Here is a 20,771-nt window from a genome sequence, read left to right as displayed (position 1 = left end):
ATAGCATAAGGATCCGTGCCATGCGTACCGGCGGCGAAATTCTGGCCGATTCCTTGATTGCCCAGGGGGCGGAATGGGTCACCATGGTTCCCGGCGAAAGCTTTTTGCCGTTCATCGACGCCGCCCTCGACCGTCGCGACCGCTTGCGCCTGTTGACCTGCCGTCACGAAGGCGGCGCCGCCTATATGGCCGAGGCCATGGGCAAGCTGACCGGACGGCCGGGAGTGTGCTTCGTCACCCGCGGACCGGGGGCTGCCCACGCCGCCGTCGGCATCCACACCGCATTCCAGGACTCCACTCCGATGGTGCTGCTGATCGGCCAGGTCTATCGCCCCAATATCGGCCGCGAGGCGTTCCAGGAGGTCGAGTTTCGTACCATGTTCGCCCCGCTGGCCAAACGGGTCGAGCAGATCGAGGACCCAGCCCGCATCCCCGAGGCGGTGGCCCGCGCCTTCGCTGCCGCGCAAGGCGGCCGCCCCGGCCCGGTGGTGCTGATCCTGCCCGAGGACGTGTTGGCGGAAACCGCCAAGGCCCAGGATGTCGGTCCGCTGCCCCGGGCCTGGCCGCATCCGGGCGATTGTCAGATCAACCGGATGGTCGAACTGCTGGGCGCGGCCAAGCGCCCGCTGGCCATCGTCGGCGGCGGCGGCTGGAGCCAGGACGCCGCCGACCAGTTGCGTACTTTCGTCGAGGCCTGGGGCCTGCCGACCGCCGCCGCCTTCCGCCGCCAGGACATCCTGGACAATGACAGCCCCTGCTATGTCGGCGAGTTGGGCTTTTCCATCAGTCCCAGCCTGGATCGCCGCGTGCGCGAGGCCGACCTGATCCTGGCCATCGGCACCCGGCTGGGCGAGATCGACACCCACAATTACACCCTGGTCAAGGCGCCAGAGCCGGATCAAATCCTTGTTCACGTCTTCCCGGCCCCCGAGGAATTGGGCCGGGTGTTCCGCCCGACCGTGGCGATCCCGGCGGCGCCGCTGCCATTCGCCCGCCGGGCCGCCGGACTGCCGCCGCCCGCCAAATCGGCCTGGGCCGGCTGGGCCGCCGAGCTGAGGGCCGAATACCAGGCCAACCTGATCCCCCAACCCTGCCCCGGCGGGCTGGATATGGGCCGGGTGATGGCCGAAATCCAAGCCCGCCTGCCCATAGATGCCATCCTCTGCACCGGCGCTGGCAATTATACCGGCTGGGTCCAGCGCTTCCGCCGCTTTCGCCGCTTCGGCACCCAGCTGGCGCCGGCCAACGGCTCGATGGGCTATGGCCTGCCGGCGGCACTGGCGGCCAAGGCCCTTCATCCCGACCGCATTGTCCTGGCCTTCGCCGGCGACGGTTGTTTCCTGATGACCGCGCAGGAAATGGCTACCGCCAAGCTGCACGGATTGGCCCCGGTGGTGCTGGTGATCGACAATGGCATGTACGGCACCATTCGCATGCACCAGGAAGCCACCCATCCCGGCCGCGCCCTGGCCACCGACCTGGCCAACCCGGATTTTGCCGCCTTGGCGGCATCCTATGGCGCCTGGTCGGCCTCGGTCACCGCCACCGACCAGTTCACCCCGGCCTTCGACCAGGCCCTGGCCGCCAGCCGGGCCGGACGGCTGGCCTTGCTGCACCTTGTTCTCGACCCCGAAGCCATCACCACCCGGACCACCCTGTCGGCCATCCGGGCCAAGGCGACGGCGGCGGGCCGGCCATAAGGAAACCGCCATGGATGTCGCCCCGCTCTTATCCCGCCTGGGTGTCGAGTTGCCGGAACTGGGTGACATCCCAGTCACCAGCCCGATCGACGGCACCCCGATGGGGCGGGTGCCGGCGAGAGATATCGATGCCGCCATCGGCCGCGCCCAAGCCGCCTTCGCCGCCTGGAAGACGGTGCCGGCGCCCCGGCGCGGCGAATTGGTCCGCCGCTTCGCCGAGACCTTGCGAAACCACAAGGACGATCTGGGCCTGCTGGTGACCCTGGAAACCGGCAAGATCTTGCAAGAAGGCCTGGGCGAAGTGCAGGAAATGATCGATATCTGCGACTTCGCCGTCGGCCTGTCGCGGCAATTGCACGGACTGACCATCGCCAGCGAGCGCCCCCATCACCGTTTGATGGAAAGCTGGCACCCTTTGGGGGTGGTCGGCATCGTCTCGGCCTTCAATTTCCCGGTGGCGGTGTGGGCGTGGAATGCCGCCCTGGCCCTGGTCTGCGGCAACGCCCTGGTCTGGAAGACGTCCGAGAAGACACCCTTGACCGCCCTGGCCTGTAAAGCACTTTTCTTACGTGCAGCCAATATGTTCGGTGATATTCCTGATGGATTGTGTGAAGTCGTTCCGGCCGGTCGCGACGCCGCCGTCACGTTGGCCGACGATCGGCGCGTGGCCTTGCTGTCGGCCACCGGCTCGACCGCCATGGGCCGGGCGCTGGCCCCGCGGGTGGCCGCACGCCTGGGCCGCTCGCTGCTCGAGCTGGGCGGCAACAACGCGGCCATCCTCTGCCCGTCGGCCGACCTCGATCTGGCGGTGCGGGCCATCTTGTTCGCCGCCATCGGCACCGCCGGCCAGCGCTGCACCAGCCTGCGCCGGCTGATCGTCCACCACGAGATCCTGGATACGGTGATGGACCGCCTGAAGGCGGCCTATGGCCGCATCCCCATCGGTGATCCCCGCCTGCCCGGCACCTTACTGGGGCCGCTGATCGACGAGGCAGCGTTTGCCGCCATGCAGGATTCCTTGGCGCAAGCAAAGGCCGAAGGCGGCACCGTTACCGGCGGCCACCGGGTTGCCGTCCCCGGGTGCGCCGACGGCTGGTACGCCGCCCCCGCCCTGGTCGAGATGCCGACCCAGTCGGGGGTGGTCCGGCGCGAAACCTTCGCGCCCATCCTTTACGTCATGACCTATCGCACGCTGGATCAAGCCATCGTCCTGAACAACCAAGTCGATCAGGGTCTGTCATCGTCGATCTTCACCACCGACCTGCGCGAGGCCGAGCACTTCCTGGCCGGGTCGGATTGCGGCATCGCCAACGTCAATATCGGCCCGTCGGGGGCCGAGATCGGCGGCGCCTTTGGTGGCGAGAAGGACAGCGGCGGCGGGCGCGAGGCCGGCTCGGATTGCTGGAAGGCCTATATGCGCCGGGCCACCAACACCATCAATGCCGGTCGCGACCTGCCGCTGGCCCAGGGCATTCGGTTCGATTTGGACAAGTAACATTTGTCAAGAACCTGGAGTTGTCGCACTCTTAGCGCCCGTGGGGGGACTGAATTTGGACAAACAGGGACACTTCACCAACGCCATCTCGGGACGCCTGGAGCGGCTGCACCTCAAGGCCGGCCAGCGTGTTTTCTCCCAAGGCGATGTCGGCAACGCCGCCTATATCGTCCAGAAGGGCTTGATCCGCCTTTACCAGGCCGCCGACGACCAGCAGGTCGAGTTGGGCGATATCGGGGTCGGCGAAATCTTCGGTGAAATGGCGGTGCTGGACCAGGGTAGCCGCAGCGCCTCGGCGGTCGCCATCGAGGATTCGACGGTCGCGATCGTCCCGTTGCCGGTGTTCCAGCACAAGCTCAAGAACGCCGATCGCTTCCTGGCCGCGCTGATCGGCCTGTTCATCAAGAACATCCGCAACTCTCCCAAGTTGTTTCTGCGCCGGCCGCGCAGCTTTCGCGACCACGTCAAGCAGATGCGGATGTTTTCCTGGAACATGCGCCGCTTCGCCGGTCGTATCCAGGATGTCGAGATGGCCGACGATCTGCTGGACGTGCTTGACCGCCTGGATGCCAATCTGGTCGACCTCAACAATGTCTCGGAATTGTGCGCCGACAATCGCCACGACTTGCTGTCCGAGGACGATTTGACCGGCAACGGCTTCGTCGATGTCATCGGCACCGAAGGTCAGCGCAAGATATAGGGGCGCCAACCCACACTTCCCCCTTATGGTCGGCTCCGATCCGTATTATCCTGACGTCTCTGCACAGGCCACAATTCTGGGGACCCGATGATCCGCCTCGCCAATGTCCTTATCGTCGATGGCAACGCCGCCCGCGCGGCCTCGCTTCGGGATCGTCTGGCACAGGGCGCCTATCACGCCACGCTGGCCCAGGGTTTCGTCGATGGCACCAAGCAGGCCCAGACCGAGCATCCCGATCTGATCCTGGTCGGCGACCCGACCGGCGTCGATCCGGTAGCGTTTGCGCTAGGGCTGAAGAAGGACCCGGCTTCCAGTGACATCCCGGTGGTGATCTATGCCGACCAGCCCAGCCCCGAGCTGTGCAATCGCGCGGTCGAAAACGGGTTGGACGATGTCTTGGCCTTCGGCTGCGACGACACCGAACTGTTCTCGCGCATGCGCCCGCTGGTGCGCCTGGCCACCATGCACGCCGAACTGCGCCACCGTGCCGAAACAGCCCGGCGGTTCGGCATCGACGCCCGCGACCGCGTCACCGAGGCGGCGGCCGCCTCGGACGCGGCCATCATGCTGATCGGCGACGATTGCGATTCGTTGCTGCCGTTGCTGCAGGGCGTGGCCGACATCACCGTCGCCGCCACCTTGTATGAGGCGGAGGACGCCCTGACCCGGCGCAATTACGACGCCGCCATCTTGTCCTTCACCGAGGAACCCGAGGGAATCCTGGGTTTCTGCACCCAGGTCCGCAACAATCCGCGCCTGTTCAACCTGCCGATGGTGCTGCTATCCGGCATGGGCACCGACCGGGTAGAAGCCTATCGCCGCGGCGCCTCGCGCGTGCTGACCCGGCCGACCGATCCGGCGATTCTGCGCTCGGTCATCGTCACCCTGGTCCGGCGCCAGCAATTGCGCTGGGCCATCCGTTCGGCGATGAACGACAGCCTGCAGGCCGCCACCCGTGACGAGGTCACCGGCGCCTATGGCCGCGCCTTCCTGGAATCCTATCTGTCCAGCCGCCTGGAAGCGGCCAAGTCGCAGGGCCGCCACCTGTCGGTGGTGTTCTTCTCGGCCCCCAACATCGACGAAGTACGCCGCCAGTTCGGCGACGACGCTGCCCTGCACCTGACCCAGCAACTGGGCCAGTGGATCACCGGCCTGCTGCGCGCCGAGGACATCACGGCCGCCACCAAGCCCAACGAATTCTGCGTGGTCCTGCCCGACACCCCGCTGGGCGAGGCCGAGGTGGTGATGCACCGCATCGCCGGCGTCCTGGCCTATACCGACTTCGCGGTGCGCGACGTCTATCAGCCGGTCAAGGTGTGGGTCCAGGTCGGCAGCACCGACGTTCGCGAGGATGACGATGTCGCCTCGCTGCTGGAGCGCGCCAAGCGCAGCTAGATTTTGGGGCTCGGCCCCTTGTTGTGATAGGCTGCCAGCCGTGAGAGTCGACTTCATCTTCGACACGGTCTGTCCGTGGTGCTATGTCGGCAAGCGCCGCTTCCAGCGTGCCTTGGCGCAAAGGTCCGGCGCGCGCGTGCAGATCGTCTGGCGTCCCTTCCTGCTGAACCCCGACATCCCGGCCGAAGGCATCGACCGCAAGACCTATCTCGACCGCAAGTTCGGCGGCCCGGCGCGGGTGCAGCGCATTCATACCGCCGTGGCCAGTGCCGGCGAATCGGAAGGCATCCAGTTCGCCTTCGACCGCATCACCCGGGCGCCCAACACCTTGAATTCCCATCGCATGATCCGTTTCGCCACCGGCTCGGGCCGCGAGGCCGAAACGGTCGAGGCGATCTACCACGCCTATTTCTGCGAAGGAATCGACATCGGCGAAATCTCGGAACTGGTGGCCATCGGCGAGAAGGTCGGCCTGGTGGCTGCCGAGCTCGAGACGTTCCTGCGGTCGGACACCGACATCTCGTCGGTGCTGAACGAGAACGCGCGAGCCCACCGTCAGGGGGTCAACGGCGTTCCGTGCATGATTCTGGACGGACTTTACGCCCTGGCCGGCGCGCAGGAGCCGGACATCTTGCTGCGCCTGATCGATATCGCCCGTGAATCCGAGGCCGAAGCCGCCTTGTCCTGATTGATCAGCCCTGACTGGCGGCGATTTCGGCCAGTTTCGCCACCAATTTCTGCACTGCACCGACCCGGCGCTTGGGATCATCCCAATCGCGGATGAACACCACCTTGTGGTCGGGGCGCATCTTGGCGGTGCCGGCCTGCTGGCTGATATACTTGACCAGTCCCAGCGGGTTGGCGAAATTGTTGCCGCGGAAGGTGACCACCGCGCCCTTCGGCCCGGCATCGACCTTCTCGATACCGGCCTTCTTGCACAGGGCCTTGACCGCCACCACCTCCAGCAGGTTTTCCACCTCGGGCGGCAATTTGCCGAAGCGATCGACCAGCTCGGCCGCCAAAGCGTCGATTTCCTCGCGGTCGGCCAGGCCGCCGATCCGACGGTAAAGCGACAGCCGCACCGACAGGTCCTGGACATAGCTCTCGGGCAACAGGACCGAAGTCCCCACCGCGATCTGCGGCGACCAATCGTCGGCGGCAGGCCCGGACTCGCCGCCCTTGGCGGCGGCGACGGCTTCCTCGATCAATTGCTGGTAAAGCTCGATGCCGACCTCGCGAATATGGCCGGATTGTTCCTCGCCCAGAAGATTGCCGGCGCCCCGGATGTCGAGGTCGTGGCTGGCCAGCTGGAAGCCCGCCCCCAAGGTGTCGAGCGCTTGCATCACCTGCAGCCGCTTCTCGGCGGCCTTGGACAACACCCGTTCGGTCGGCAGGGTCAGGTAGGCATAGCCCCGAAGCTTGCCGCGCCCAACCCGGCCGCGCAGCTGGTAAAGCTGGCCCAGCCCGAACATGTCGGCGCGGTGGATGATCAAGGTGTTGACGCCGGGCATGTCCAGGCCCGATTCGATGATGTTGGTCGACAGCAGCACGTCATAGCGCTTGTCACCGAAGGCGGTCATCACCTCTTCCAGCTCGGTGGGCGTCAGTCGTCCGTGGGCGATGGCGCACTTGACCTCGGGCACCAGCTTGGCCAGTCGCTCGGCGACCCGATCGATGTCGGCCAGGCGCGGGCAGACGAAGAAGACCTGGCCACCACGATAACGCTCGCGCAGGATCGCCTCGCGGATCACCACCGGGTCGAACGGCAGCACGAAGGTGCGGACCGCCAGACGGTCGACCGGCGGCGTGGCGATGACGCTCATTTCCTTGACGCCGGTCAGCGCCAGTTGCAGCGTGCGCGGGATCGGCGTGGCGGTCAGCGTCAGCACATGGACGTCGGCCTTCAATTGCTTCAGGCGTTCCTTGTGGGCGACGCCGAAATGCTGTTCCTCGTCGATGATCAGAAGGCCCAGGCGCTTGAAATTGATCGACTTGGCCAGCACGGCATGGGTGCCGACGACGATGTCGATCGAGCCGTCGGCCATGCCAGCCTTGACCTCGCCGGCCCGCTTGGCGGTCACCAGGCGCGACAATTGCTCGACCCGCACCGGCAATCCGCTGAAACGATTGGCGAAATTACGGTAATGCTGGCGGGCCAACAGGGTGGTCGGCACCACCACCGCCACCTGCATGCCGGCCATGGCGGCGACGAAGGCGGCGCGCAGCGCCACCTCGGTCTTGCCGAAGCCGACATCGCCGCACACCAGCCGGTCCATCGGCCGGCCCGAGCCCAGATCGGCGATGGAATCCTCGATGGCCCGGCTTTGATCCTCGGTCTCGGCATAGGGGAAGCGGGCGCAGAACTCGTCCCACAATCCTTCCGGCGGGGTCAAAGCGTCGGCGCGGCGCAACTGGCGCTCGGCGGCGACAGCGATCAACTGGTCGGCCATGTCGCGGATGCGCTTCTTGAGGCGGGCCTTGCGCTGCTGCCAGGCGACGCCGCCCAGCTTGTCCAGCGCGGCCCCCGACTGGTCCGAGCCGAAACGGGTCAGGACGTCGATGTTTTCCACCGGCACGAACAGCTTGTCGCCGCCGTCATAGACCACCCGCAGGCAATCATGGGGGGCGCCGCCGACCTGCACGGTTTCCAGACCGTCATAGCGGCCGATGCCGTGCTCGACATGGACCACCAGGTCACCCTCGGCCAGGGCCGAGGCCTCGGCCAGGAACTGCGAGCCCTTGCGCTTCTTGCGGGCCGGCCGGGCCAGGCGGTCGCCCAACAGGTCCTGTTCGGTCAACACCGCCAGGCCGGGTGCTGCGAAGCCGTGATCCAGGCCCAGCACCGCCATCGCAATCGTGCCCTTGGGCACCGCTTGCGCGCCCGTCCAGTCTTCCACCACGTCGATCTTCATGCCGTGATCGGCCAGCACATGGCCCAGGCGATCGCGCGAGCCGGCAGACCAGGCCGCCAGCACCACGCGCTGGCCGGCCTTGGCCAAGTTTTCGGCATGATCGCGGAAGGCTTCGTAGACATTGGCGCCGGGCATGGCCCGGATATCGGCGAAGTCGCGGCCCGAGCGGGCGCCGAAATCAAGGCCGCCATCCTCGCCGACGAAGGGCGACAAGGTGATGGCGCCGGTCGCCGCCAACAGCCGCGCCCATTCGTCCTTCTCGACATAAAGAAGCGGCGGCGCGATCGGATGGTAGACGATGCCGGAATCGGCGGTGCCGGCCCGGATCAGGGTGCAGCGGGCGTCGTAATATTCCAGGATCAACGCCCAGCGGGCGTCGCTGGCCTCATTGGTCTGGTGGTCCAGCACCGTCAGACAATCAGGCAGATAGGCGAACAATGTGTCCAACCCGTCATGGAACAAGGGCAACCAATGTTCCATGCCGTTGAACTTCAGGCCGCTCGACACCGATTCGTACAGCGGGTCGGCCGCCGAGACGATGCCGAACATCTCGCGATAGCTGGAACGGAATCGCGCGATCGAGGCCTCGTCCAGCAAGGCCTCGCTGACCGGGGCCAGCGCAAAGGTCTTCAAGGTGCCGGTCGAACGCTGGTTCATCGGATCGAACGAACGGATCGATTCCAGCTCGTCGCCGAAGAAGTCCAGCCGAACCGGCTCGGGCGTACCGGGCGGAAACAGGTCGAGGATGCCGCCGCGCACGGCATATTCACCCGGTTCCATCACCGTGTCGGCACGGACATAGCCGTTGCGGTTCAAGAACGTCACTACCCGCGCCAGGTCGATACGGTCGCCGATGGTGGCGGCAAAGGTCGCCCCTTCCAGCACCTCGCGCATCGGCACGCGCTGCAAGGCGGCAGCGATGGTGGTCAGCACCACGCGACCGCCGCCGGTGCCAGCCGCCAGCCGGGCCAGGGCGTCGATCCGCCGGGCCACCACGTCGACATTGGGCGAGACGCGGTCATAGGGCACGCAATCCCAGGCCGGAAACTCGATCACATTCAGGTCGGGGGCGAAGAAGGACAATGCCTCGGCCATTCGCGCCAGCCGGCCGTCGTCGCGGGCGACGAACAAGATGTCTTGCCCCGGGCGCGCCTGTGCCAGTTGGACCAGCGCCAGGCAATCGGCGCCCTCGGGGGCGCCGCCGATCATTGCATTGAAAGAAAGTTTGTCGAAATCAATCAAGTGATTGCCGCTTCTTCCTGAACGAATTTCTTAATCATGCCCATCACGTCATGATCCAGGCGTTCGGGCACCGGCTCCTTGGCGGTGATCCAGTTGAACAGGTCGTTGTCGGTCTCGGCCAGCAGGGCCTCGAAGCGATCGACCTGCTCGGGCGACAGCCCCGCCAGGTAGCGCTCGGCGAAGCCGCCGAACAGGATGTCGTTCTCGTTCGAGCCCATATGGTGGGCGCGGAAGGCCAGGCGCTTCAATCGTGAATCCATCATTCGACCTTGTTGATGCGGCGACAGTGCGGGCGAATCCGGCTAGGATATAGAACCTTATGCCGTCCCTGTCAGCCGCCATCCTGTCATTTCCCCCATGCGCCCCTCGGTTCTGAACCCGCTTTTCGCCCCGATCACCACCCTGCCCGGCATCGGCCCCCGGTTGGCGCCGCTATATCAGCGCCTGGTGGGCGAGCGGGTCGGCGACCTGATCTGGCACTGGCCCGCCGGTCTGGTGGATCGCAGCCATACCCCCAAAGTGGCCGCCGCCCCGGCCGGCAAGATCGCCACCCTGACCGTCCGGGTCGAGGCGCATTTCCCCTCAGCCTCGTCCAAGCGGCCCTATCGCGTCCGCTGTTTCGACGAAACCGGAATCGTGACCCTGGTGTTTTTCCATGGCCGCGAGGACTGGCTGCGCCGGCAATTGCCCGACGGCGAATGGCGGGTGGTCAGCGGCATGGTCGAGCATTTCAACAACGAAGTGCAGATCACCCATCCCGACCATATCGTCCCCCTGGCCGAAAAAGACAGCGTGATGGGGGTGGAGCCGGTCTATCCGCTGACCGCCGGCTTGACCGCCAAGATGGTGACCAAGACGGTGCGCGCCGCGCTGGACCGTGTGCCCGACCTGCCGGAATGGCTGGACGCGGCCTGGAAGCAGCGCCAGGCCTGGCCCGACTGGAAGCCGGCCCTGACCTGCCTGCACCAGCCGCAAAGCGAGGCGGATATCGGTGCCGACAGCCTGGCGCGTCGCCGACTGGCCTACGACGAACTGCTGGCCAACCAATTGGCCCTGGCCATGGTGCGGGCCCACATGCGCAAGGTGAAGGGGCGCGCGCTGCAAGGCGACGGCAGCCTGCGAGCCAAGGTCGCCGCCGCCCTGCCCTTCAGCCTGACCGGGGCGCAGGCCCGCTCGCTGGCCGAGATCGAGGCCGACATGGCCAAGCCGTTTCGCATGCTGCGGCTGTTGCAGGGCGACGTCGGCAGCGGCAAGACGGTGGTGGCGCTGTTCGCCGCACTGGCCGCCATCGAGGCCGGCACCCAGGCAGCACTTCTGGCCCCCACCGAGATTCTGGCCCGGCAGCACTTCGCCACCATCTCGCCCCTGGCCCAGGCGGCCGGGCTGCGGGTCGCGTTGCTCACCGGACGCGACAAGGGCCGCCCCCGCGAGGCGATCCTGGCCGATCTGAAGTCGGGCGCGATCAACCTGATCCTGGGGACCCATGCGCTGATCCAGGACGACGTGGTCTTTCACGATCTGGGCCTGGCGGTCATCGACGAACAGCATCGCTTCGGGGTGCAGCAGCGCCTGGATCTGGCCGCCAAGGGCAGCGGGACCGACGTGCTGGTGATGACCGCCACCCCCATTCCCCGCACCCTGGTCCTGACCGCCTATGGCGACATGGAGGCGTCGCGCCTGGACGAGAAGCCGCCGGGGCGCCAACCCATCGACACCAGGGTCCTGCCGGCTTCGCGCATGGATGAGATCGTCACCGGCTTGCGCCGGCCGATTTCCGCCGGTGCGCGCATCTATTGGGTCTGCCCGCTGGTCGAGGAATCGGAAAATTCCGATCTGGCGGCTGCCGAGGACCGCCATCGCCACCTGGAGCAAGTGTTCGGCCCCCGCGTCGGGCTGGTGCACGGGCGTATGAAGGGGCCGGCCAAGGACAAGGTGATGGCCGCTTTCGCCGCCGGCCTGTTGGATATCCTGGTGGCCACCACCGTCATCGAGGTGGGCGTCGATGTGCCCGAGGCAACCATCATGGTCATCGAGCATGCCGAGCGTTTCGGCCTGGCCCAGTTGCATCAGTTGCGCGGGCGGGTCGGGCGCGGCTCGGGCGCCTCGTCCTGCCTGCTTTTGTACGAGACCCCGCTGTCCGAGGCGGCCAAGGCCAGGCTCGAGATCATGCGCGCCACCGAGGACGGCTTCGTCATCGCCGAGGAGGATTTGCGCCTGCGCGGCGGCGGCGAAATCCTGGGAACCCGGCAAAGCGGTCTGCCGGAATTTCGCGCGGCCGATCTGGCGGTGCACGGGGAATTGCTGGCCGCCGCCCGCGACGATGCCAAGCTGATCATGGACCGCGATCCCGACCTGTCGGGACCGCGCGGCCAGGCGCTGCGGGTGTTGCTGTATCTATTCGAGCGCGACGCGGCGATCCGGACGCTCAGGTCCGGATAGGCAACTCGGGCTGATCCTCGCCGCCATGCCAGTCCGGCACGATGATGCCGGTCGACAGCACCATCTTCAGCCCGTCCTCGACCGACATGTTCAGCACGCGCAGTTCGGCGCGCGGCAGGAACAGCAGAAAGCCCGAAGTCGGATTGGGGGTGGTCGGCACATAGACGTTGACCATCTCCTCGTCAAAATGGCCTTTGACCTCGCCGGCGGTGGTGCCGGTGATGAAGGCGATGGTCCAGACGCCCTGACGCGGATACTGGATCAGCGCAACCTCGCGGAAAGCATTGGCCTTCTGGGCCAGCATGGTCTCGAAGATCTGCTTGACCGCCGAATAGATCGAGCGAATCACCGGCATGCGGGCCAGCACGAAATCGGAAATGCGAACGATCAGCCGGCCGGCGAAACCGGCGGTCAGGAAGCCGGTCACGGTCAGGCCGACCACCACCATCACCAAGCCAAAACCGGGTATGTCCCAGATCAGGTTATGAAAGGTCGGCGGCAGGAACGGCGCCACCTGGTTGTCCATGAACTTGATGAACTGCCAGGCCAGATAGAAGCTGATGGAAACTGGTGCGGTCACCAGGATGCCCGCGAAGAAATAGGCCCTGAGCCGGGCCATCACCCCGAGATGCCAGCCTTTTGGCTTCGGCGTCTCGGGGTGATGGGTCTCGGCGCTGTTCGGCTTGGTCATCGGGGATCCTTCACGCTTGCGTCGGCCGGAGCATGGCCGAGCGCAAGCGCCTTTGCAATCGGGATCGCCACGCGATCACCGTTCGTGGAAGGATTGCTGCAACTGGGTGAAGATCGGCTTCAGCATATATTGCAGCAAGGTCTTATCGCCGGTCATGACTTCGGCCATCACTGTCATGCCTGGGGTGACCAAGTGCACGGCAGGATCTTCACCGACATAGTTCTTCGACAGCGTCACTTGCGCCTTGTAATGGGGCTCGCCCTTTTCGTTCAGGAAGGTCGAGGCCGAGATTCGCGACAACTCGCCCCAGATGAAGCCATAGCGGGCGAAATCATAAGTGCTGACCTTGATCTTGACCTTCTGGCCCAGCTTCACGTGGCCGATATCCTTCGGCAGGATCTTGGCATCGACACGCAATTCCAGGTCGGCCGGGACCAATTCGGCGATCAGCCCGCCGGGCTGGATCACCGCGCCGGCATTCTTGACCGTCAAGCCTTTGATATAGCCGCGGTTGGGGGCGGTCACCACCAGGCGATGAACGCGGTCTTCCAGGCGCGAGATGGTTTCCTGAACCTGGGCCAGTTCAGCGATCGCTACGCCCATTTCGTCCATCGCCGCCTTTTGCAGCGTCGACTGGCTGTCGATCAGGCGGCGTTCCATTTCCTGCACCGCCTCGCGGGCGGATACCGCCTGGCCCAGGATACGGGTCAACTCGCCCTCGGCCCGGGCCAGTTCGCGCTTGGTGTCGAGATGGGCGATGCGGGTGACCAGACCCTTGGCCACCAGTTGGTCGCGAATCTTCATCTCCTCGGCCAGGGCTTGGACCTGTTCGCGCATGCTTTTCTGCTGGTTCTCCAGCAAACGGAGGTCAGATCGCTTTTGTTCGATCTGCGACAAGATGATCGAGCGCGCCGTTTCGCGCGACTGGGTCTGCGCCTGCAAGATACTGGTGTTGTCGGCCACCAGCGAGGCGTATTGCGGGCCGGCGAAGCCGAAATCGGGACGGCGGGATTCGACGAAGGCGCGCAGCCGCTCGGATTTCAGCAACAGGGTCATCTCGCGGGCGCGGGTCTGTTCCAGTTCCGCCATCGGCTGGACCGGCGACAATTTGATGACCGGTTGGTCGGCGTCGATCAGTTGGCCTTCCTTGACCAGGATTTCCTCGACCTGGCCGCCTTCCAGATGCTGGATGGTCTTGGTCGATCCCAACGGCACGATTTCACCCTCGGCGACCGCCACTTCCTCGACCCGGGTAATTGCCGACCAGGCGATGAACAACAGGCAGGCCAGGGCGGCCATCAGCATGGTGAAGCGCACCAGCGGCGTGGTGCCGCTTTCCTCCAGCTGAACCGCTTGCGCCAGATGACGCGACACCCGGCTCGATTGCTTGACAGCGGGTCCGCCGCCGCCGGCCTTGGCCGGTGTCGCGTCGGATTCGGGTACTTTGACCAGGCTTTGGTTGCTCATGTCAGATCAAATCCGGAGGAATGCGGGCGCGCACCTCGTCGGCCGGGCCGGCCAGGCGCAGGTAACCGCCGTCGAAAACAAGGATCTTGTCGGCGAACCGCAAGTGACTGGGGCGATGGGTGACCATGATCACGGTCGATTGGCCGCGGAAGAAGTCGACCGCCTGCATGAACTGGCGATCACCCTCGAAATCCAGACCGTTGACCGGCTCGTCGAACAGCATCAAGGGGCTGCGCTTAAGATAGCAGCGGGTCAGGGACAGCTTCTGGACGAAGCTGGTCGGCAGGTGGTCGATGGTGCCGTCGCCGACGCGGGTTTCCAGTCCGCGCGGCAGAGCCATGATTTCATCCCACACGTCGGCCAGCTCGCAGGCCCAGCGGATGTCGGCATCGGTGGCGGTCGGATGGGCCAGGCGCAGATTCTGGGAAATGGTGCCGTGGAACAGGTTGCACACTTGGGGAACATAGCCGACGGCATGGCGCAGCTCGATCGGATCGATCTGGCGCAGATCGGCGCTGTCGATCTTGATCGACCCCGCCTGCGGCGAGTAAAGGCCCAGAATCAGCTTGATGATAGTCGATTTGCCCGAGCCGTTACGGCCGGTCACCGCCACCACTTCCCCCGGTTCGATGTCGAACGACACGCCGACCAGGGCCGGGTCGGCGTCGTTGGTATAGCGCAGGCTGATGCGCTGGAACGACACCCGCCCCTTCAGGTTCTTCAAAGGCGCCACCATGGCACGGGGATCGCGCTCGGGCTTCAGGTTCATCAGCTGGTTGATCTGATTGATCGAGCCGCGCACCGCCTCGACGCGCTGGATCAGGGTGAACACCGTCTGCAACGGCGACAGCACCCGCCACACCAGCATCATCGCGGCGATCAGGCCGCCGGTGGTCATGAACCCGTCGATGACGCCGATCACGCCGGTGGCGATGGTCGCCATGCCCGAGCTGACGATCAGAACATTCGAGCCGGTCATCACGGCGGAAGCGAACACGCCGTTCTTGAAGCCGCCATAGGCGGCGCGCGCGCTCATCTCGCGATAGCGCTTGACCCAATTGTGCTCGCCGGCCGACAGCTTGACCGCCCGCATCTTGCCCAGCGTCTCGACCAGGAACTCCTGGCGGCGCGAGGCGGCGCGGCCGGCGATGCCGACATTCTTGCGCACCACCGGCAACACCAGATAGCCGCCGACGATGAACAAGATGGTGGAAATCACCGGGACCAGGGCCAACACCCCGCCCAGCATGAAGATGATGGCGAAATAGAAGAAGGCGAAGGGCAGTTCCATGAATACCGTGGCCAACGGCCCGGTAAAGAACTCGCGCACCGACTCGAAATCCTTGATGCGGGCCACCTGGGCACCGATGGTGGCGCGTTCGGTGAAGCCGGGCGGCAGGGCCAGGATGTGCTGGAAGATGTTGTTGCCCATGATGTTGTCAAGCCGGGCGCCGATATAGGCCAGAACCCGGGCGCGCACCGTCCGCAAAATGGTATCGAACATCAGGGCCAGGGTGACGCCGATGGAAAAGGCCACCAGCATGTGCATCGAGCTGGTGGCGATGACCTTGTCGTAGATCGACATCACGAATAACGGCGTCGCCAAGGCCATGACGTTCAAGAACAAGGTGACGAAGAAGGCCTGCCAGAACAGCGGCCGGAAACGGTCAAGGATGGTGTGGAACCAGCCGACGCGGGACGGGCCGGGATCGGGGATGGGGGTGAAGAAATAGACGGTGCCGGGAGCCTCGATATCCTCGGTCTTGCGGATGGCGCCGGCCTGGCTGTCGAACACTTCGGCGATGCCGTCCTCGAGCGACCGGACCACCATGGCCGGTCCCTTGTCGGGCAGGAACAGGCAAGGCAGCAGACGCTGGTCGAGGTCGGCGATCTGCAGCCGGGCCGGTCGGCTGGAATAATTGAGGTTGGCCATGACGTTGCGCAGGCCGGTCAAATCCAGGTCGTTGGCGAAGTGCGGCAGTGATTCGGCGACGTGGCGGGGATTGCCCTTCCAGTTCAGCGCCTTCAACAGCGGCAACAGACAGGCGGCCAGGTCCGACGCCGCGACGAAGCCACCCAGCGCGCTTTGTGCCAGATGGGCTTCATAGGCCTCGATCGCCTGGGCGCTGGCCTTGGGCTGCGCCTGCACGGGAGCAAGGCGGTTCATGGCGTACTGCCCCCCTGCCCCAGCAAGGCCGGCGGCGCCTGCGGCTCACGCGGGGCGCGCGGGGTAAGACGACCGTTTTCCAGGTCGAACACGCGGTCGGCCATCTTGACCATCGACGGGCGCGGGGTGACCAGGACCAGGGTCCGCCTGCCTTTGGCCCGCTCGAGCCACACGCGCAGGAAATTGTCGCCGGCGGAATCGATGGCGGTGTTGGCTTCATCGAACAAAACGATGCGCGGATTGTTGACCAGGGCCCGGGCGATGGCGATGCGCTGCTTGATGCCGCGCGGCAGCGAATCATAGGCGCCGTCGCCAACCGGCGTGTCGAAGCCCATGGCCATGGTGGCCACCACCTCGTCCAAGCCCAACAATCCGGCGGTTTCCACCGCGACATCGTCGAATTCGGGGCGGAACATGGTGATGTTCTGCAAAATGGTGCCCTGGAACAAGACGCCCGATTGCGGCAGATAGGCGATCTGATCCCGCACCGATTGCGGTTCGTAGTTGCGGACGTCCTCGCCATCGACCAGCACCCGGCCGATGGTCGGGCGGAGCGCCCCTTGCATCACCGTCAGAAGCGTGGTCTTGCCCGATCCGTTGCCGCCGGCGATGGCGATGCACTCGCCCTCCTCGATCTTAATGGACGCCTCGTCGATCACCATCGGCAGCTTCTCGCCGAAACGGAAGCTGACATTTTCCATTTCCAGCCGGCCCTTGATGGCCGGAATACGCGGCAACCCATCCGGGACCTCGCGTTCAAGCGCGAAAATGCCGGCCAGACGGTCGCGGGCCAGCATGAAGGACTGGAACCGGGTCCACACCCCCAGGGCCTTCTGCAACGGCGCCATGGCGCGCCCGGCCAGCAGTGAGCAGGCGGCCAGGCCACCGGTGGTCATGTCACCGTCGATGACGATCAGGCTGCCGACGGCGGCGATGCTGATCATGGTCAATTGTGAGAAGAACGACGACACCGACAAAGCGTCGGCCGAACGCAAGGCAACGGTATGGTAGCCCTCGGCGCAGCTTTCCTGCAGGCGCTCGTAGCGGCGCACCATCTGCGCCTCCATGGCGAAGGCCTTGACCGAGTGGATGCCGCCCAGCACCTCGATAATGAAATTGAAGCGGCGGTCGTCGGCGGTCATGCGCTTCTGGATGGCGGCGCGCAGGGTGGTGCCGATGCGCATCGCCGACAGGCCGAAGGCCACCAGCAAGATGATCGGCACGATCACCAGCGTTCCGCCCATGAAGCCGACCAGCGACAGGTAAAGGATGGCGAACGGCAGATCCAGGATGGTCAGCAGGGCCTGGCCGGCATAGAACTCGCGCACCGTACCCAACGAGCCCATGCGTTCCAGATGGACGCCCGAGCCCTCTTTTTCGAAACTGTCGATACCGGTCATCAGCAAGCGGTCGAGCGCGGCGCAGCCGGCCTTGTGCTCGAACTTGGCGCCGACCCAGCCGGTGATATACGAGCGACCGAAACTCAGCACGGATTCAAGCGCCAGTGCCGCCAGCACCGCCGTCAGCAGCAAGACCATGGTGCCGGTGGACTTGTTGGGCAAGATGCGGTCGTAGACCTGCAACAACGACATCGGCATCGCCAGGCCAAGGACGTTCAGGAACACCGACGCCACGCCGAGATCGAAGAAACTCGACCGCAGCGTGGACAGCTCGCTCAAGCTGAACGGCTTTTCGTTCTTGTCGTTCGCCGCCATGGTGGCGGCACTGGAATCACTCATACCCCTCGCCCGCTAAACGGAAATCTCGACCTCTCCCCGAGAAGATCCGATCTCGCCCCTGGTCGTGCACGACCCACACCCCTTATACTGACGAGACCCCCATCCCGTCCCTGTTCGATGAGTGGCCGACATTGAGCCCGACCAGCAAGAATATCACCCCATCCTGTATCGAAATGATCGAACGCCTGGTTAGTTTTGACACTACCAGCCACAAGGAAAACATACAATTAATCCACTTCGCAGCAGACTTCCTTCAGGGGTTGGGGGCCGAAACCCGCCTGACTTGGGACGAAAGCAGACGGAAAGCTAACCTTTTCGCCACCATCGGCCCTTCTGGCTTACCGGGCATCGTGCTGTCGGGCCATACCGACGTCGTGCCGGTTGACGGCCAGGACTGGGACGGCGACCCCTTCGACGTCGTGCGCCGTGACGACCGTCTGTTCGGTCGCGGCACCGCCGACATGAAAAGCTTCATCGCCATCTGCCTGGCCTTGGCCCCTGAATTCGCCGCCCGCCCGCTGGCGCTTCCGATACACTTCGCCTTTTCCTACGATGAGGAAGTGGGCTGTATCGGCGTACGCCGCTTGATTTCCGACCTGGGCTCCCTTTCCGTCCGCCCGAAATTGTGCATCGTCGGCGAACCGACCGAGATGCAGGTGATCATCGGTCACAAGGGTAAAAAAAACGTTCTCTGTCACGTCCATGGCAAGGAATGCCATTCGGCGCTGAACGACCGCGGCGTCAACGCCGTCGAGATCGCCGCCGACATGGTGGCCTTCATGCGGTCCTTGCAAAAGCGCATCCGCGAGCAAGGCCCGTTCGACCATGGTTACGACCCGCCTTATTCGACCGTGCATACCGGCACCATCCACGGCGGCACCGCGCTTAACATCGTACCGGCCTCATGCAGCTTCGAATTCGAGATCAGGAACCTGCCCAACCACGATTCCGAGGCGCTGATGGCGGAAATTCGCGGCCATGCCCAGGATCTGGTGCCGGAAATGCTGATGATCGATGGCGCCACCGGCATCATGTTCGACGAATACAACACCACCTCGGGGCTTGATACCGGCGAAGACGACGAAGCGGCGCTGCTGGCCCGCCACCTGTCGGGCGCCAACGGGCCGGCTGGCCGGGTCAGCTTCACCACCGAGGCCGGCCTGTTCCACGCCGCCGGCATTCCGGCGGTAGTCTGCGGCCCCGGCAGCATCGCCCAGGCCCACAAGCCGAACGAATTCATCGAACTGTCGCAGGTCGCCCAGGGCGAGGCCTTCATCCGCCGCCTGCTCGACCACATGACCAGGACCTGACACCATGAATGCCCCGCAAGCCGGCCCTGTCCTTCCCCACGTACCCGTCACCATTTTCGCCTCGGTGATGGGGCTGGCCGGTCTGGGACTGGCCTGGCGCAAGGCCAACGCCTTGCTGGGTTTTCCCGCCATGGTGTCGGATGGGGTCCTGGTGCTGGCGGCCCTGGCCTTCCTGGCCTCGGCCACGACCTATGGACTGAAGGCGTTGCGCCATTTCCCGGCGGTGGTGGGCGAATTCGACCACCCGATCCGCTCGGCCTTCTTCTCGACCATTCCCATCAGCATGATGTTGATGGCGGCAGCCCTTCATCCCCATGGGCCGGCCGTGTCCTTCTGGCTGTGGGCGGCGGGCGCCTTGCTGCAATTGGCCCTGACCATCCGACTGATCGTGCGTTGGATGGTCCACAAGCAGGACATCACCCACGTCAATCCCGCCTGGTTCATCCCCATCGTCGGCAACATCATCGTGCCGACCCTGGGGGTTTCGTTGGGCCAGATCGAGATTTCCTGGTTCTTCCTGTCCATCGGCATGGTGTTCTGGCTGCCTCTGATGACCATCGTCCTTTACCGGGTCATCTTCCACGATGCCCTGCCGCCGCGCCTGGCTCCGACCTTGTTCATCTTGTTGCCGCCGCTGGCGGTCGGATATCTGGCCTATGTCGGACTGGTGGGAACGGTAGACCCGTTCGCCCAGGTGCTGGTCAACGGCGCCCTGTTCATGACCCTGGTGCTGCTGGCCAAGACCAGGCGCTTCATCAGCCTGCCCTTCGCCTTGTCGTGGTGGGCCTTTACCTTCCCGTTGGACGCGGTGGCCATGGCGGCGATCCAGCACGGCCGCTTCGCGCCCGATGGGATGTGGCCGACGGTGGGATTGGCAATGCTGGCGCTGGCCAGCCTGGTGGTCGGCATCGTCACCGTGCGAACGTTGGCGGCCATCGCCAAGCGGACCTTGTTCGTGCCGGAGTGAGGGTCAGCCCCATAGGCGTTAACATAGCCTGGACAGGCGGGCGTGAGCGTGATTCAAGATGGAATGACTCATCCATCATGCCCCCCTGAAATCAGTTGGTCGGCGGCAGAGGCCGAGATCGGCTCCCTGCTTGACCTTGAGGCGACGGCTCGATCCAGCAACGCCTTCCTGCGGCCCCGTGGCATACGAGAGGCGCGCGATCTTCTTCGATTGGCGCTGACCTATGGTGCGGGGACGTCGCTGCGGGAATGTAGTGCCTTGGCGCAAGCAACAGAGATGGCGGCTGTGTCGGCCCCCGCCCTGCACCGACGGCTTGGCAACGCCGCAGATTGGCTGGAGTTGATCGTCAAGAGCCTTGTCGAGGACGCGCCCGTGCAACCCGATGGTCTTTGGGCGGGTTGGCGGTTGCGGCTGGTGGATGCAACCGCGATTTGTCATCCCGGCGCCGATAGAACCTCGTGGCGCGTGCATGTCCGCTACGGCTTGAGCGGCGGGATCGAGAACATCGACCTGACCGACGACAAGGGGGCGGAGCATTTGACGCGGT

15 protein-coding genes are annotated in these 20,771 nt (G+C 65.1%); 9 read left to right on the top strand and 6 right to left on the bottom strand.

The genetic code is table 11. From position 1 onward, the window contains the following. The first annotated feature begins 20 nt into the window (after positions 1 to 20). The 5 genes from A6A05_RS16405 (at position 21) to A6A05_RS16385 (ending at position 5,978) form a co-directional block, all read left to right on the top strand. Positions 21 to 1,700, top strand: coding sequence for a thiamine pyrophosphate-dependent enzyme (locus A6A05_RS16405; protein ID WP_216635819.1), 1,680 nt, complete (start codon positions 21 to 23; stop codon positions 1,698 to 1,700). 10 nt (positions 1,701 to 1,710) lie between these two features. Further along, positions 1,711 to 3,195 carry an L-piperidine-6-carboxylate dehydrogenase gene (amaB, locus tag A6A05_RS16400; protein WP_068503674.1) on the top strand — a complete coding sequence of 495 codons (1,485 nt, stop codon included), beginning with the start codon at positions 1,711 to 1,713 and terminating at the stop codon, positions 3,193 to 3,195. A gap of 55 nt (positions 3,196 to 3,250) precedes the next feature. After that, complete coding sequence (locus A6A05_RS16395) at positions 3,251 to 3,895, top strand: cyclic nucleotide-binding domain-containing protein (RefSeq protein ID WP_172822301.1); 645 nt, start codon at positions 3,251 to 3,253, stop codon at positions 3,893 to 3,895. 87 nt (positions 3,896 to 3,982) lie between these two features. Next, complete coding sequence (locus A6A05_RS16390) at positions 3,983 to 5,290, top strand: diguanylate cyclase domain-containing protein (RefSeq protein ID WP_068503672.1); 1,308 nt, start codon at positions 3,983 to 3,985, stop codon at positions 5,288 to 5,290. A gap of 40 nt (positions 5,291 to 5,330) precedes the next feature. Then, the gene (locus tag A6A05_RS16385) at positions 5,331 to 5,978 is read left to right on the top strand and encodes a DsbA family oxidoreductase (protein WP_068503670.1); all 648 of its coding nucleotides are present in this window, start codon (positions 5,331 to 5,333) and stop codon (positions 5,976 to 5,978) included. A 4-nt stretch (positions 5,979 to 5,982) separates the two neighbouring features. On the opposite strand, the gene mfd is transcribed toward A6A05_RS16385, so the two are convergent. Together mfd and A6A05_RS16375 are read right to left on the bottom strand one after the other, a co-directional pair. Continuing rightward, positions 5,983 to 9,411 carry a transcription-repair coupling factor gene (gene mfd / locus A6A05_RS16380; RefSeq protein ID WP_068503667.1) on the bottom strand — a complete coding sequence of 1,143 codons (3,429 nt, stop codon included), beginning with the start codon at positions 9,409 to 9,411 and terminating at the stop codon, positions 5,983 to 5,985. Between the two features lie 29 nt (positions 9,412 to 9,440). Next, positions 9,441 to 9,692, bottom strand: coding sequence for a succinate dehydrogenase assembly factor 2 (locus A6A05_RS16375; RefSeq protein WP_245644329.1), 252 nt, complete (start codon positions 9,690 to 9,692; stop codon positions 9,441 to 9,443). A 109-nt stretch (positions 9,693 to 9,801) separates the two neighbouring features. On the opposite strand from A6A05_RS16375, the gene recG reads away from it, so the two are divergent. After that, a complete protein-coding gene (gene recG, locus A6A05_RS16370) occupies positions 9,802 to 11,883 on the top strand; it encodes an ATP-dependent DNA helicase RecG (RefSeq protein ID WP_068503663.1) in 2,082 nt (693 codons plus the stop codon). Here the strand turns inward: recG and A6A05_RS16365 are convergent. From A6A05_RS16365 to A6A05_RS16350, 4 genes are all read right to left on the bottom strand, one after another. Further along, positions 11,870 to 12,574, bottom strand: a complete 705-nt coding sequence (locus A6A05_RS16365) for a DUF502 domain-containing protein (protein WP_068503661.1) — start codon at positions 12,572 to 12,574, stop codon at positions 11,870 to 11,872. The two genes, recG and A6A05_RS16365, sit on opposite strands and share 14 nt — an antisense overlap. Positions 12,575 to 12,649: 75 nt before the next feature. Then, positions 12,650 to 14,041, bottom strand: coding sequence for an HlyD family type I secretion periplasmic adaptor subunit (locus A6A05_RS16360; protein WP_068503659.1), 1,392 nt, complete (start codon positions 14,039 to 14,041; stop codon positions 12,650 to 12,652). A 1-nt stretch (position 14,042) separates the two neighbouring features. After that, positions 14,043 to 16,208, bottom strand: coding sequence for a peptidase domain-containing ABC transporter (locus A6A05_RS16355; RefSeq protein WP_082911028.1), 2,166 nt, complete (start codon positions 16,206 to 16,208; stop codon positions 14,043 to 14,045). Then, positions 16,205 to 17,947, bottom strand: a complete 1,743-nt coding sequence (locus A6A05_RS16350; RefSeq protein WP_245644328.1) for a peptidase domain-containing ABC transporter — start codon at positions 17,945 to 17,947, stop codon at positions 16,205 to 16,207. The genes A6A05_RS16355 and A6A05_RS16350 overlap by 4 nt, the downstream gene beginning before the upstream one ends. Positions 17,948 to 18,078: 131 nt before the next feature. Between A6A05_RS16350 and argE the strand changes: the two genes are divergently transcribed. From argE to A6A05_RS16335, 3 genes are all read left to right on the top strand, one after another. Then, a complete protein-coding gene (gene argE, locus A6A05_RS16345; protein ID WP_281193487.1) occupies positions 18,079 to 19,257 on the top strand; it encodes an acetylornithine deacetylase in 1,179 nt (392 codons plus the stop codon). A 4-nt stretch (positions 19,258 to 19,261) separates the two neighbouring features. Continuing rightward, positions 19,262 to 20,224, top strand: a complete 963-nt coding sequence (locus A6A05_RS16340) for an SLAC1 anion channel family protein (protein ID WP_068503656.1) — start codon at positions 19,262 to 19,264, stop codon at positions 20,222 to 20,224. 42 nt (positions 20,225 to 20,266) lie between these two features. After that, positions 20,267 to 20,771: transposase (locus A6A05_RS16335; RefSeq protein ID WP_483807286.1), on the top strand; the 505-nt coding region annotated here is incomplete at its 3' end.

Origin of the sequence: Magnetospirillum moscoviense (genome assembly GCF_001650635.1) — a bacterium.
GTDB lineage: Bacteria > Pseudomonadota > Alphaproteobacteria > Rhodospirillales > Magnetospirillaceae > Magnetospirillum > Magnetospirillum moscoviense.
The sequence above is the reverse complement of the archived record's forward strand: the minus strand, read 5'-3'. Positions and strand labels throughout refer to the sequence as shown.

Coding starts and splice junctions, on each gene's coding strand:
- A6A05_RS16405 (WP_216635819.1), top strand. CDS start 21: ATGCGTACCGGCGGCGAAATTCTGGCCGATTCCTTGATTGCCCAGGGG.
- amaB (WP_068503674.1), top strand. CDS start 1,711: ATGGATGTCGCCCCGCTCTTATCCCGCCTGGGTGTCGAGTTGCCGGAA.
- A6A05_RS16390 (WP_068503672.1), top strand. CDS start 3,983: ATGATCCGCCTCGCCAATGTCCTTATCGTCGATGGCAACGCCGCCCGC.
- mfd (WP_068503667.1), bottom strand. CDS start 9,411: ATGATCGGCGGCGCCCCCGAGGGCGCCGATTGCCTGGCGCTGGTCCAA.
- recG (WP_068503663.1), top strand. CDS start 9,802: ATGCGCCCCTCGGTTCTGAACCCGCTTTTCGCCCCGATCACCACCCTG.
- A6A05_RS16365 (WP_068503661.1), bottom strand. CDS start 12,574: ATGACCAAGCCGAACAGCGCCGAGACCCATCACCCCGAGACGCCGAAG.
- A6A05_RS16360 (WP_068503659.1), bottom strand. CDS start 14,041: ATGAGCAACCAAAGCCTGGTCAAAGTACCCGAATCCGACGCGACACCG.
- A6A05_RS16355 (WP_082911028.1), bottom strand. CDS start 16,208: ATGAACCGCCTTGCTCCCGTGCAGGCGCAGCCCAAGGCCAGCGCCCAG.
- A6A05_RS16350 (WP_245644328.1), bottom strand. CDS start 17,947: ATGAGTGATTCCAGTGCCGCCACCATGGCGGCGAACGACAAGAACGAA.
- A6A05_RS16340 (WP_068503656.1), top strand. CDS start 19,262: ATGAATGCCCCGCAAGCCGGCCCTGTCCTTCCCCACGTACCCGTCACC.